We start from the raw sequence: 14167 nt of genomic DNA on the forward strand, positions 1-14167 counted from the left end.
ATTGAATTAGATGAAGAAATACCGCCACCAAAACCGATAAAGGAAACAAAAGTTGAACCAGTCTTTAAACAAGAAAAAATTGACGACATTTGGCAAAAGTCATCAAAAAATTTAAATAAAGAATTTAAACCTACATATAACGAGAGTACTAATTTGGTAAGGAATACTATTCAAAGTAATCTATTCGATAAAAGTAATTTATCTAGTCGACTTGAAACAAAACAAGACTCAAAAAGTGAGAAAGAACAAACAAAAGTAGAAAAGGAAGAAAAGGTTGATATTGTCTTTCGTCCGAAAAGAAAAACACCATTTCGACCAAGTGAATATATTTCACCGATTTATGGTTATCAAAGGCCTCCGAAAAGAGAAGAAAGTAATACTCATTCTAAACATACTTCAATTATAGAAGAGAGTGTTGAGGCTTCTCAGATTAGTAATGTACTTGAAAATTCGTTCAAACAAGTTAAAATCGACAATTTTGAAAAAGAGAGTTTCAATAATCAAAATCATAAAAGTATTGAAGTATTAAATCTAGTTGAAAAAGAAGAAAGTAAAACTGAAGCTACTCAAGTTGGGAATATAGAACTTCTAGTTAAAGAACATCAAAATGAAATAAAACATGCGTTGAAAGTTGAAGATGTACAACTTGAAACCCATGAAATTAAAGTTGAAGAGACNNGTAGAAGCGGAAGTTGAAGAGGCGAATGAAGAATTAGAACCTGAAGTTCATCAAGTAGAAGCGGAAGTTGAAAACATGAATGAAAATTTAGTTTCTGAAACTCATCAAGTAGAACTGGAAGATAAAGAAACGAATGAAGTTGTACTGCTTGAGGAACTACCAATTGAAGCTGATATAAAAGAGAAAGAAGTACAGTCTGAAGTGAAGTCAAATTTTGTATCCATTAAAGAAGATAGCGAAGAAGATGACCATTCTCTCGAAAGTCTAAATATGGAAGACAACACTGTACAAATTGAGTCGAATGATTACAAAGTTGAGACTTTGGTCCAATATGATGTTAACGAAGACAAAGTTATTTCGCTCGTTCAACATAATGAAGTGCTTGATGTAGAGTCGGAATTAACAGATGAGTCAGATGTGGATATTAAAGAGTTTAAAGAAGAAGCGGTTCATCAAGAAAGTTCTAGTGTAGAATCTCAAGTAGAAGGAAATGTTGAAATTAATCAACAGTCTGTTACAAATTCGAATGAAGAGATCATGACTGAAATTGAAACTACAAAAGAAGAGACTGAACCTAAACCAATCGAGAAACGTCAGAAAAAACGTCATTTTCCTTTTAATGTAATGATGCTTAGAAGTGACGTTGAGGCGTCAAGAAAAGCAAATATAATGAGACAACTTCGAGAATTACAAAATGAATCTGCTGCAACAGTAGAAAAGGTAAATGAAAAAGTTGAGTCAAAACAAAATGAACAGATGATCGAGAATGCTAGTTTATCTGAACAAAGTGAAAATTTATCGTCAGAGAAAATTCAACAAAGTGAAATGATTGGTGAAGCAAATAATCATGAACACGAACAGACTTTTGAAGTAATTCAAAATCAGCCAATTCTTGAAATAGAAGAAAGTAAAACAGAAACGAATTTAACTCAAGAGACTAAAAATCAGTTTGTTTTGACTGATGAACCTCAAAGTGTAGATGAATTGCCACCTGTACTATATGAATTACCAGAATTAGATTTATTAGTTGAACCTCCGATTGAGCAATTTAATGATGGCGATTGGGTTGAAGATCAAAAGCAGCTATTACAAGAGACATTACTTAATTTTAATGTGGGAGCTAAAGTAATTGCCGCTACTCAAGGTCCAACAGTAACTCGTTTCGAAGTACAGCCTGATCCTGGGGTGAAAGTAAATAAAATAACGAACTTACAAGACGATATTAAATTGAGCTTAGCAGCTAGAGATATTCGAATTGAAGCACCGATTCCCGGCCGAAGTGCAATAGGCATAGAAGTACCAAATAAAGAAAGTAAGCCTGTGTACTTAAGAGAATTAGTTAGTCAGGATAAGTTTTTGCAAAGTGAGTCACCTTTAACTGTTGCGCTAGGACTTGATATTGGTGGGGAGCCTGTCTATGCAGATATTTCCAAAATGCCACACGGGTTAATTGCCGGGGCAACAGGATCTGGAAAGAGTGTATGTATTAATTCAATTTTAGTTAGCATTTTATATAAAGCGAAACCTCATGAAGTGAAATTGATTTTAATTGATCCAAAGATGGTTGAGCTTGCACCGTACAATCATATTCCACATCTTATTTCTCCAGTCATCACCGACGCTAGAGCTGCGACTGCTGCTTTAAAGTGGGCATGCGAGGAGATGGATCGACGTTATGATTTATTTGCTCATGCTGGGGCAAGGGATATTAAGCGGTTCAATGATTTAGCGAAGAAAAAAGGTGCTTATAATGATGAATTACCATACTTAGTCATTATTATCGATGAATTAGCGGATTTAATGATGGTATCTCCTGGGGATGTAGAAACTTATATTTGTCGTATTGCCCAAAAAGCAAGAGCATGCGGAATCCATTTATTAGTTGCAACCCAAAGACCTTCCGTTGATGTCATTACAGGTATCATTAAATCAAATATACCGACACGTATTGCGTTTACTGTATCATCACAAGTAGATTCAAGAACAATTATTGATATTGGCGGAGCTGAAAAGTTACTTGGACGAGGAGATATGTTATTCTTAGATAATGGAAAATCTCAAGCAATTCGATTACAAGGGGTTTATGTTTCGGACGATGAAATCGAACATGTTGTTGAGATTGTTAAAGACCAACAAAAACCGAATTACTTATTTAATCAAGAGGAACTTGTAGCAAAAGCGGATGCACAAGATGTTGATGATGAACTTTTTGAAGAAGCAGTGGAGTTTGTCATTGATCAAAAAGGTGCTTCTGTTTCCATGTTGCAAAGACGTTTTCGAATTGGATACAACCGGGCAGCTAGATTAATGGACCTAATGTTTGATCACGGAATTGTATCAAATCAAAATGGAAGTAAACCTCGTGATGTACTGATTACATCAATGGAGGAGTTTCGTTCTGAGTGATAAAATAGAAATTCGATAAAAATTAAGCAACGAATGTTAAAGTTTTTTTAACCCATACTAGAAAAAAAGAACGATACTTTTCAGCAGGTGAAGATTCATGGAAAAAGAATTAGATTTAAAATTACAAGGTAAAATAAGCCGATTAACGAACCAAACATTTAAATTTGATGAGAGAATCGGAGAAGGCTGGTTTTCAGCTGTATATTTTTTAAAAACTAGAGAAATTATCCGAAAAAAGAAGCCAGATACTGAAGTAACAATGCAATTTTTCCAAAGAGAAAGTGCAGTATTATGTGGCACGGATGAAGCAATTGCGATTTTACAAACTTTTGCTGATCATCCAGAAAATCTTATTGTTCATTCATTAAAGGACGGAGATATGATTGAACCATTTGAAACTGTATTAACAATTAAAGGGAAATATGCTGATTTTGGTTATTTAGAAGGAATTATTGACGGTATTTTGGCTAGACGTACTTCTGTTGCAACAAATGTGTACAATGTAAAACATTCTGCAAAATCCGCTGGCATTAAAAAGCCTGTTATTTTCATGGGTGATCGTGATGATCATTTCACGACACAAGCGGGTGACGGTTATGCTGCTTTTATTGGTGGTGCAACTGCACAAGCGACTCATGCAATGAATGAGTGGTGGGGCAATGAAGGTATGGGGACAATGCCTCATGCATTGATTCAAATGTATAATGGTGATGTCGTGGAAGCTGCGCGTGCGTACACAGAAGTTTATCCACAAGACGATTTAATTGTCTTAGTAGATTATAATAATGATGTTATTACTGACGCTTTAAAGGTTGCACGAGAATTTGGTAGTAAATTAAAGGCTGTACGTGTAGATACATCAAAAACAATGATTGATCAATATTTTATTGGTAATCCTGAATTATTAGGAAGTTTTGATCCTAGAGGTGTTAACCCTCCATTAATTTTTGCTTTACGAAGTGCACTAGATCAAGAAGGTTATCATCATGTGCAAATTGTAGTAAGCGGTGGATTTACTGTAGAAAGAATCTTAGCTTTTGAGAAACAAGGTGTGCCAGTAGATTTATATGGTGTTGGCGGAAGTTTATTAAAAGTTAATGTAGGCTTTACAGGAGATAATGTCGAGTTAAACGGAGTGCCACAAGCGAAAGCTGGAAGAAAGCTTCGTGAAAATCCTCGATTAGAAAGAGTAGAAATGAGTCCTAGACAATAAAGGGACAAGAAAATCAATTTAAAGATTGATAGTATTTTATTATTAGCAAATAACTTAAAGTATTTATCTTTCCATCTATTTCCTAATAGTAGGACTTAAAATAATTAGTCCTATTGGAGTTAAAGTGATATAATACTAATTGCGTAAAAATTTAAGTTAGTTATCACTTGAAAAATAACTAGACTCGGCAAAGTAACAATGCATCAAATTTATAAAATAATGATGCCATTTCTTTTATTCACACATATACTGTCTAAGAGATAGGCCGTTGTATTAGTGATCGATTTTGGAGGTTCTTTTAATATGACAGTTTACCATTTTGTAGGGATTAAAGGTACTGGAATGAGTGCTTTGGCACAAATATTACATGATTCTGGGTTGACCGTGCAAGGATCAGATTATGAAAAGCACTTTTTCACTGAAAATGAATTACGGAAAAAAAATATTACGATTTTACCATTCGATAAAGCAAATATTAAAGAAGGCCAATTCGTTATAGCAGGTAATGCATTTCCTGATACTCATGAAGAAATTGCAGCTGCTATTGAAAAAGGAATACCGATGGCACGCTATCATAAATTCCTAGGGGAATATATGAATAAATTTACTAGCGTTGCAATTACTGGAGCACACGGTAAAACCTCTACGACAGGTTTATTAGCCCATGTAGTTTCAGGCGCGCGTCCAACTTCTTTTCTAATTGGAGATGGTACTGGAAAAGGTGAAAAAGACAGCGAGTATTTCGTATTCGAAGCTTGTGAATACCGTCGTCATTTTCTTTCATACCATCCAGATTATTGCATCATGACTAATATTGATTTTGATCATCCGGATTATTATAAGAGCGTAGATGATGTATTCGATGCGTTCCAACAAATGGCTGATCAAGTGAAGAAAGGTATTATTGCATGTGGAGATGACGAACATCTTCAACGAATATATGCAAAAGTACCTGTAATGTATTATGGATTTAACGAGGACAATGATTTCCAAGCTCGTAATATCGAAAAACATACAAATGGTACAACATTTGATGTATTCGTCCGTAATACGTATTACGCTACTTTCGATATTACAGGATATGGTGATCATAGTATTTTAAATGCTTTAGCAGTAATTGCGCTTTGCCATTATGAAGAAATCGATGTTAATATTATTAAATCTAGATTATTAACATATGGCGGGGTAAAGCGTCGTTTCAGTGAAAAACGCTTTGGTGATCAAATGTTAATTGATGATTATGCTCATCATCCAACTGAAATCCAAGCGACGATTCAAGCAGCGCGTCAAAAATATCCTGATCGTGAAATCGTAGCAGTTTTCCAACCGCATACATTTACACGCACAAGTAAATTTTTAGATGAATTTGCTGGTACATTAGAAAAAGCAGATAAAGTTTACTTATGTGATATTTTTGGTTCTGCAAGAGAAGATAAAGGTACTTTAACAATTGAAGACCTTTCTTGTAAAATTGCAGGTGCTGAACTATTGACTGATAACAATATCAGCAATTTACAAAATCATAAAAATAGCGTATTAATTTTTATGGGTGCTGGAGATATTCAAAAATATCAAGCAGCATACGAAAAACTATAAAAAACTGTAAAACCCGTCATAATAGACGGGTTTTTACATGCTGTTGAAAAAAGAATTTGTCAATTAAATTATAGGAATATCTAATCATTGATAAATAAGTTATGTCTTAGATTTCCACTACAGGTTGCTCGCTTTCCATGGGGGGAGATTCTTTAGCCCCCTCGGCGTGCGCCTGTGGGGTCTCAGCCTTCCCGCATCTCCCATAGGAGCCTGGCAACCTTTCGTTCCAATCAAGTTCTTTATGAAAATAATAATCTTTAAAACAATAGAAATGTCAATTGAACGAATAAATTACACTTTTTTCATCAAAACTAAATCGAAACTCATGATGAAGACATTCACTTCTTTAGAAATATTCATTGTCAAAAAGATAATCTATTAAATTTTAGTCAGTTAGTTAAAACATTTATATTTCAACCAATACCAATTGTATATCAATAAAAGGACAAATAAATAATAAATAGACTATTATTCCTTAAAATTAAGTTAATGTTCCTATTGACTACAATATATTTCAACACTTTGCTAAAACCCGTTATAATAGACGGGTTTTTATGTTGTTTATTTTATTATTTTTTTAAGGAACTAATCTATAGGACTCTAAAGTTTTTCATTTCACTTAATCTTGTCGTTCTAATCTTGTTGCATAAGGGTAAAGTGGATCTAATAATTGGAATTCATAAGTAATTCCATCAACTTTTCCTACTACTTTTTCACTGTCATATAGCTCCAACATGAAACCTGCCATTTCTTTTGCAGTATGATATTTTGGTAGAACGCCTTCATATTTAATGTTTTCTTCTAAATTATATGATACTCTTGCAAATTCTGTTTCAGTAGCAGCAGGTGCTAATACTTTTGCTTGCATTTTTGCACCTTTTTCTTTTAATTCATGAGCTAGCCCTTCAGTAAAGGCACTCACATAGAATTTAGTCGCACAATAAGTGATGGCATTACCGATAATGGTATACCCTCCACCAGATGAAACATTTATAACTTGTGTACCTTCAACTGTAGAATAATCGCGTACGTAAAGTGAAGTTAAAATTGTTAAAGCTTCAATATTCAAATTAAGCATACTTTCAATTTTTGTTAAATTTTGTTCACCAACAGAAGCGAAATTACCAAATCCTGCGTTATTAATCCATGTTTCAATATCATATTCTTTCAGTTCCTCATATAAACTAAAAGCATTTTTAACAACAGATAAGTCAGCTGTTTTTATGACTACATTAAGTTCGGGATTTAATTTAGCAATTTCAGATTTTAATTTTTCAAGTTCTTCCGTTCTACGAGCAACGATGATTAGATTTTTTCCACGTGCAGCAAACGCAAGAGCAGATTCATAACCAATTCCTGAACTAGCACCTGTAATGACAGTATATTTTTTCATCTAAAATTCCTCCTAATTTGGTTTATACTAAAATTAAATTATTTGTAATCAATTACGGATTCATTATACTGGTTAGAGTAAACTCTAAGTCAAATAGTTTTTATTTTTGGAGGTACTTATGTATTCAATTGGTGAAGTTGCTCGGATGTTAAGAATAAGCACACATACATTACGTTATTATGAAAAAGAGCAAATCATTTTTCCTGATCGGAATGTAAATGGAGAAAGACTGTATACAAAATCACATATTCAGTGGTTAAAGTTTGTCTTAAAGCTAAAAGAAACACAAATGCCAGTAAATAAAATAAAAGAATATGCAAAATTATATACAGAAGGTGAGCATACATCTTTGGCAAGGTTAGATCTATTAGTTGAGCATAAACAGTCTATTGAAAATCAGCTTAAAACATTAGAAGAAACGAATAAAATGTTAGAGCAAAAAATTAATTTTTATAAAGAGGTCATTCATAATAAAAAAATAGTTCATAAATAAAACCTTATTGAGGAAAGCCCCAATAAGGTTTTTATTATGATTAATCAACTTTTTCTTTTCTTCGAAGACCTGCAAATCCTAATAATCCAAGAAGTCCAAGCCATCCGTAATTGAAACCATTTCGATCATTGTCAGTCGTATTTAAATTGTTAGCAACTGGAGTAGGTGTAACATTTCTTCGATAATAATTCCCGTCATTACTTACTCCGTTGTTTAACATGTCATTTGTTGTATTTTTTATATTGTTCTTAGTATTATAATACCCTTCCTTAACTGTATTTTTTGTATCATAATAGCCTTCTTTAACCGCATTCTTTGTGTCATTTACAACGTGGTTTGGATCATTAAAATCATTGTCGAAATCTCTATTGATATGCTTACCGTTGTGAGTATAGCTAGGATCTAATTGCGTAGCGTCAGGTCCTGCTGTTGTTGAAGCAGCATGTACATTAGCTGAAATAATAAATGATAATGATACTGTGCATAATGTAAGACAAATTTTATTCATCTTTAGCCCTCCTTCTTTATGCATTCATATTTTGTGCATCTTTAGAAGGAATATATGTGGGAAAAAAGTCCATTAAAAAAAAGCGCTTGTTTTCTTAGCATTTGCTGAATTGTACCAGAAATAACAAAGTGCCGTAATCAATAACAAATCAACGAAATCGCCTCCATAATACATTAAGACTGCACCAGATTGGACATCATTAAAACCGAGATTGTCTAATTGATTTGAAAAAAGCAACTTTGATAAAATATCATGACTTGCTAATGCAATAATCATAATTGATGAGCGAAACAAAAAACTGAATTTATGAGGGAACGGTTCAATCGCAATGATTGAGCTAGTAAAAAGATATCCCGAAACAAACAAATGGATATGTACAAAAATTAACCAGAAGGTACTCTCATGAATGAAATTAAATACGGTGGGGTTGTACAATACATAAAGTCCTCCTATATTTAAAAGTAATGTAGTAATAGGATGAGCTAATAATCGAAAAGGAGCACTTCTTAAAAGACGTGTCACACGTCTTGCATGGTGTGTTTTTAATGATGTTAATAATAATGTAATCGGCCTAGATAACGCGATTAAAAATGGAGCGAGCATTCCTAGTAACAAGTGCATAATCATATGGAAGACAAAAAAGTGATGACTTAGTTTTGCAATTGGTCCAATAATAGAAATTAAAATACAAACAAAACCAGTTATCCATAATATAGAGCGTAAATTTGGCCAAGACTTTTTTTGATGCTTCATCGCAGCAACCAAATAGCCAACAATAAAAAGGAAAATTAATAAAGTAATAAGTAGATCAAACGAATCGAAGTAATTTATCAGATTATCTCTCAAAGTGACCACCTTTATTTCGCGTTTTAAGAATTAAAATGAACCCAATTAAAGTCAAAATTGAAGCAGTAATATTCCAAGTTAAATCATAAGGCATAATATCGACGTTATATCTAATTTGATGAAGCTTCATCCATTTATGTTGAACTGTCCCATCATAAAGTTGAAACAAGCCTGCTCCGAGTAAAACTCCGCCGATCCATCTTTTAAGATAAAGTGATTTTTTTCTCCTTATATTCGCAAGCATAAATAAAGAGGCAATTGTCGCAAACCAACTAAAAGCATGAAAAAGACCATCAGAGATAAGACCTATATTTGTTGTAGACTTATCGTAAAAATGATGCCAATGAAGAAGTTGATGAAAAACTGTTTCGTCGAAAAATGCCACCAATCCAAGTCCAAATAAAAATCCAGACCATAAATTTAAATGAAAATAATTAGTTGTATTCACTTGGGTAGTCATAAACACTCTTCCTTTCAAAATTGGTATTTCTTTCATTTTGCCCCCACTTTTACTAATCAAATCTAATTTAGTAAAAATTACAACTCAATCCAAAACGATACTTGGGGAAATATAAAGACTGTGATTGTTTTTAGTTACACAAAACTCGGAGGTAATATGGATAAAAAACAAACGCGGAGTTTATGGGCGCTATCTACAGTACCTCTAGTAATGACTTTAGGTAATTCAATGTTGATTCCCGTACTTCCAAAATTAGAAGAACAACTAAATATATCTGGCCTTAAAGTTTCAATGATCATAACTGTTTATTCAGTTTTTGCGATCATTCTTATTCCGATAGCAGGCTATTTGTCAGATTTATTTGGAAGAAAAAAAGTAATCATACCAAGTTTAATTATTGCGGGAATTGGAGGTGCCTTAGCCGGCTTTGTTTGTTGGAAATTAGAAAATCCATACGCGTGGTTAATTGTTGGGAGAATCATTCAAGGAATTGGTTCTGCTGGGGCAATGCCTGTTGTTATTCCGTGTGTGGGGGATATGTTTATAGATGAAAATGAAGTAAGTAAAGGATTAGGATTAGTTGAGACATCAAACACTTTTGGAAAAGTACTTAGTCCGATACTAGGTTCTGCATTAGCAGCAGTAGTTTGGTTTTTACCATTTTTATCAGTACCATTCCTTTGCTTACTATCAATTATTTTAATTTTAATTTTTGTAAAACCACCAAAACAACCAATGAGATCAAAAAGAAAAGATAAAAGAAAGAAAAAGTTTAAACTGTTTATCAGATCAATTCGGAAAATATTTCGAAATAATGGCAAATGGCTTTTTACCATCTTTATACTAGGGGCCATTATCATGTTCATCTTATTTGGTATGCTTTTTTATTTATCAAAAATATTAGAAAAGCGCTATCACATAATCGGAATATGGAAAGGATGTGTGTTAGCAATTCCACTCGCTGCTTTATCTTACACCTCTTATAAGACTGGTAAAAAGATTGGAAATAAAAAAGGTGCAATGAAAAAGTTCATTGTAATTGGATTTATCTTAATAAGTCTTTCTTTTGTCATGCCGATTATCAACAAAGAAATTTATATGATTATCACGAGTTTATTGATTAGTGGGATCGGAATCGGAATGTCGTTACCAAGCTTAGATGCCTTAATAACTGAGGGAATTGAGAAAGAACAAAGAGGGACTATTACGTCTATTTATAGTTCTTTAAGGTTTGTTGGGGTTGCAGCAGGTCCACCTACTTTTGCATACTTAATGAAAAAACCAGATAATTATATGATGTATTTTTCCATCTTTTTAGCAGTAATCGGACTCTTTTTATCCATAAAGTATATTAAGCCTAAACAAGAACCCATGCTTAAAGTAAAGAAAAAGTTCACTTAACCTTGAGTGAACTTTTTTATTTGAAAATTATGTTTAAACATTCGAGTAAAGCAAATTGAATTAAACCCTTTCTTTTAACAAAAGCTATTCATAAAAACTAATAAAGGTAGTGAATAGATGCATACAGTTTGGAAAGGAACAATTAGTATGGGATTAGTTACAATCCCTGTAAAGTTGTTTTCGGCAGTTGAAGATAAGGATATAAAGTTTCGTCAATATCATAAAGATTGTAAAACGCCGATTTCTTATAAAAAGGTTGCTAGTTGTGATGATGAAGTTACTCCCGAAGAAATTATTAAAGTATTTGAAACACCCAATGGTAGAGTTGTCGAAATAACGGAAGAAGAAATGAATAAATTAAAAGAAGAATTTGAACTAAAAACTGTATCAATCATTGACTTTGTCAAACTTTCGGAAATCGATCCAGTGTATTTTGATCGCACATATTATATTGGACCGGACTCTGGTGGCACAAAGGCATATGCATTACTTTCAGAAATATTGAAGAAAAGTAAGAAAATCGGTATTGCCAAAATTACTATTCGTAGCAAACAGCGTTTAGCTGCTATTCGTCCATATAAAAACGCGATTATTCTTGAAACATTACATTTTCCAGATGAGATTCGAGCAATTGAAAATCTGCCAGGAGGCGTTCCTGAAAAAGCTGGATTGGCGGAGCGTGAATTACAGGCCGGTATGATGCTAGTTGAACAATTAACGACAACATTTAATCCTGAAAATTATACAGATACATATCGTACTGCTTTAGAGCAATTAATTTCGGAAAAAGTAAATAAAAATGATTATATCGTGACAGGGCAGGAGAAACCGGCAGAACAAAAGAATGTCGTGGATTTAATGTCTGCTTTACAAGCGAGTATTGATCGGACTAAAGGACAAGCAACACCTCCGAAAAAGCCTAAAACAAAAGCACCTAAAAAAGCAACGAGTTAAATAGGAGGTAGGTATGGAGCTAAATCCTATATATCCTTTTGAACCTATTTCTTCAGATATTGTACCAACTGGTCCAGAGTGGATTTCGCAAATTAAATGGGACGGTGTTAGAATCCTAACTTATTTTGATGGGACAGAAGTAAAATTATTTAACCGTAAGTTAAATGATCGTACAAATATTTTTCCAGAGCTAACGAATATAAAAACCTATACGACTGCTCAATCAATCATTTTAGATGGGGAAGTCATCGCCCTTGATCAAAATGGTAATCCTTCGTTTCATGAGGTCATGCGAAGGGATGGAATTAGGCGAATGGATCGGATTGATTCAGCTATACAAGCCGTACCTATTTTCTATATGATTTTCGATATTCTTTTTTACAATGGAGAATGGGTTACGCCATTACCACTCCAGCAGAGACAAAATTTATTATTTGAAGCAATCCAACCAAATCAGCAAATTCAGTTAGTTCCAAATCATACTGATGGAGTTGGCTTATTTGAAGTTGCAAAACAACATAATTTAGAAGGTATCGTATGTAAAAACTTAAATAGTAAATATTTAATCAATGGAAAGCACAATGCGTGGCAAAAAGTGAAAAATTATAAGGATGTTATTGCTGTAATCGGTGGGGTAACGTATCGATCTGGGATTGTTAATTCGATTTTAGTAGGGCTTTATAACGAAGAGCATCAACTCGTGTTTATAGGGCATGTTGGAACAGGGAAATTAACGAAAACAGAATGGAAAGACCTTACTACAGTCATTGATACGATAAAAATAGAAAACAATCCATTTAGTAGCCAACCGAAAAGAATAAAGGAAATCCAGTGGATTGAGCCATTGTTAACTGTTAAAGTTCAATTCATTGAATGGACTGAAGGTCATTCATTAAGACAACCAAGTATCCAAGCTTTTATCGAAAAAGATCCTAAAGAATGTACGCTTACAGATTAGGGGATTTTAATATGAATTATTTTTTTCAAAAACGTCATAAAATTTATACAGGCTTTTTCTTTATTTTAGGTTTCAATGTAAAAGAGGAAACTTTTTTAGTGGGTCTTAAAAAAGAAAATGATATTTTGCAAATGGGGTCCTTCTCAAATGGACTTAGTGAAGAGGAGAGGGAAATTTTAATAAAAGCAATCGAAGTAAATAAAAAAAGCAAAAAAGGTAATATAAAATTTGTAGATCCTGGAATCTGTATTGAACTTGAATTTCAAAGTATCGAAAACAACCAATTAACAAATGCAAAATTTTTGTCATTTCAATTAAAACAAGCATGGAATGAATGTACTTGGGATGGTTTACTTTTAGGTAATCTTAATTTGGAAGAAGAATTAACACTTACCAACCCTGAAAAAATAATATGGAAGGATCCATCTATAAATAAAGAGAGCTATGTTTCGTATTTAGCTCAAATATCTACTTATATGCTTCCATTTCTAAAAAATCGTTTATTAACGACGATTCGTTTTCCAAACGGAATAGGTGGTGAATCTTTTTTTCAAAAAAATAGTCCAGATTATGCTCCTAGTTTTATTAAAACCGAGGAACATGAGGGAAATAATTTTATTATCTGTAATGATGTATCAACATTGCTATGGTTAGGAAATCAATTAGCGATCGAATACCATATCCCTTTTCAAACATATAAAGCCAATAACCCGATTGAAATCGTATTTGATTTGGATCCACCTAATACAGATGCATTTCCTTTAGCAATAAAAGCCGCATTAGAAATGAAATTAATCTTTGATTCTTTTCAAATAAAAAGCTATCCAAAGGTGTCTGGAAGTAAAGGAATTCAAATTCATATTCCAATTAAAGAAAATTCGCTTTCTTATGATGATACAAGAGTATTTACATCATTTATTGCACATTACTTAATTGAAAAATTTCCAGATGATTTTACGGTCGAAAGATTTAAAAAAAATCGAGGGAATCGACTTTATATTGATTATGTTCAGCATGCTAAAGGAAAAACGATTATTTGCCCATACTCTACAAGGGGAAAGGAAAAACCAACTGTTGCAGTGCCTCTATTTTGGGATGAGGTAAATGACGAATTAAAAATCGAAACCTACACAATCCCGTTTGTACTAAAACGATTAGAAAATAGTTCTTGTCCAATGAACGACTATTTTGATCAAGAAAATACTTCTTTGATCGATTTAATTTCTAAAATTAAAGATAACGATCCAAAGTAAAAACTCC

Annotated in this window: 11 protein-coding genes and 1 pseudogene; 8 read left to right on the forward strand and 4 right to left on the reverse strand. The window is 33.0% G+C overall.

Annotated features, from left to right (window positions below; translation table 11 throughout):
• Positions 1 to 1267: 1267 nt before the first annotated feature.
• The 3 genes and pseudogenes from CN925_RS16265 to murC all read left to right on the forward strand — a co-directional run.
• Positions 1268 to 3085 (forward strand): annotated as a pseudogene (locus tag CN925_RS16265) (DNA translocase FtsK); the annotation flags it as partial.
• 97 nt (positions 3086 to 3182) lie between these two features.
• Entirely contained in the window at positions 3183 to 4298 is a 1116-nt protein-coding gene (locus CN925_RS16270; protein ID WP_098847459.1) for a nicotinate phosphoribosyltransferase, read from the forward strand.
• Positions 4299 to 4601: 303 nt separating this feature from the next.
• Positions 4602 to 5894, forward strand: a complete 1293-nt coding sequence (gene murC / locus CN925_RS16275) for a UDP-N-acetylmuramate--L-alanine ligase (protein WP_098847462.1) — start codon at positions 4602 to 4604, stop codon at positions 5892 to 5894.
• Between the two features lie 619 nt (positions 5895 to 6513).
• Here the strand turns inward: murC and CN925_RS16280 are convergent.
• Positions 6514 to 7287 (reverse strand): SDR family NAD(P)-dependent oxidoreductase, encoded by a 774-nt coding sequence (locus CN925_RS16280; protein WP_098847465.1) that lies wholly within the window; start codon positions 7285 to 7287, stop codon positions 6514 to 6516.
• A gap of 118 nt (positions 7288 to 7405) precedes the next feature.
• Between CN925_RS16280 and CN925_RS16285 the strand changes: the two genes are divergently transcribed.
• A complete protein-coding gene (locus tag CN925_RS16285; RefSeq protein ID WP_098847468.1) occupies positions 7406 to 7780 on the forward strand; it encodes a MerR family transcriptional regulator in 375 nt (124 codons plus the stop codon).
• 40 nt (positions 7781 to 7820) lie between these two features.
• Here the strand turns inward: CN925_RS16285 and CN925_RS21620 are convergent, their stop codons facing one another.
• From CN925_RS21620 to CN925_RS16300, 3 genes are all read right to left on the reverse strand, one after another.
• Positions 7821 to 8288, reverse strand: a complete 468-nt coding sequence (locus tag CN925_RS21620) for a WGxxGxxG family protein (protein ID WP_286138426.1) — start codon at positions 8286 to 8288, stop codon at positions 7821 to 7823.
• A gap of 72 nt (positions 8289 to 8360) precedes the next feature.
• The gene (locus CN925_RS16295; protein ID WP_098847471.1) at positions 8361 to 9134 is read right to left on the reverse strand and encodes a cytochrome c oxidase assembly protein; all 774 of its coding nucleotides are present in this window, start codon (positions 9132 to 9134) and stop codon (positions 8361 to 8363) included.
• Entirely contained in the window at positions 9124 to 9594 is a 471-nt protein-coding gene (locus tag CN925_RS16300) for a DUF2243 domain-containing protein (RefSeq protein WP_098847817.1), read from the reverse strand. The genes CN925_RS16295 and CN925_RS16300 overlap by 11 nt, the downstream gene beginning before the upstream one ends.
• A 156-nt stretch (positions 9595 to 9750) precedes the next feature.
• Between CN925_RS16300 and CN925_RS16305 the strand changes: the two genes are divergently transcribed.
• The 4 genes from CN925_RS16305 to ligD (CN925_RS16320) all read left to right on the forward strand — a co-directional run bounded on the left by CN925_RS16305 (position 9751) and on the right by ligD (CN925_RS16320) (position 14160).
• Positions 9751 to 10995 carry an MFS transporter gene (locus CN925_RS16305; RefSeq protein ID WP_098847473.1) on the forward strand — a complete coding sequence of 415 codons (1245 nt, stop codon included), beginning with the start codon at positions 9751 to 9753 and terminating at the stop codon, positions 10993 to 10995.
• Positions 10996 to 11112: 117 nt separating this feature from the next.
• Entirely contained in the window at positions 11113 to 11949 is an 837-nt protein-coding gene (gene ku, locus CN925_RS16310; RefSeq protein ID WP_098847476.1) for a non-homologous end joining protein Ku, read from the forward strand.
• A gap of 13 nt (positions 11950 to 11962) precedes the next feature.
• Positions 11963 to 12907, forward strand: a complete 945-nt coding sequence (gene ligD, locus CN925_RS16315) for a non-homologous end-joining DNA ligase (protein WP_098847479.1) — start codon at positions 11963 to 11965, stop codon at positions 12905 to 12907.
• An 11-nt stretch (positions 12908 to 12918) separates the two neighbouring features.
• The gene (gene ligD, locus CN925_RS16320; protein WP_098847482.1) at positions 12919 to 14160 is read left to right on the forward strand and encodes a DNA ligase D; all 1242 of its coding nucleotides are present in this window, start codon (positions 12919 to 12921) and stop codon (positions 14158 to 14160) included.
• Positions 14161 to 14167 lie beyond the last annotated feature (7 nt).

The organism is Bacillus sp. AFS055030, from assembly GCF_002574545.1.
Lineage (GTDB): Bacteria > Bacillota > Bacilli > Bacillales > Bacillaceae_G > Gottfriedia.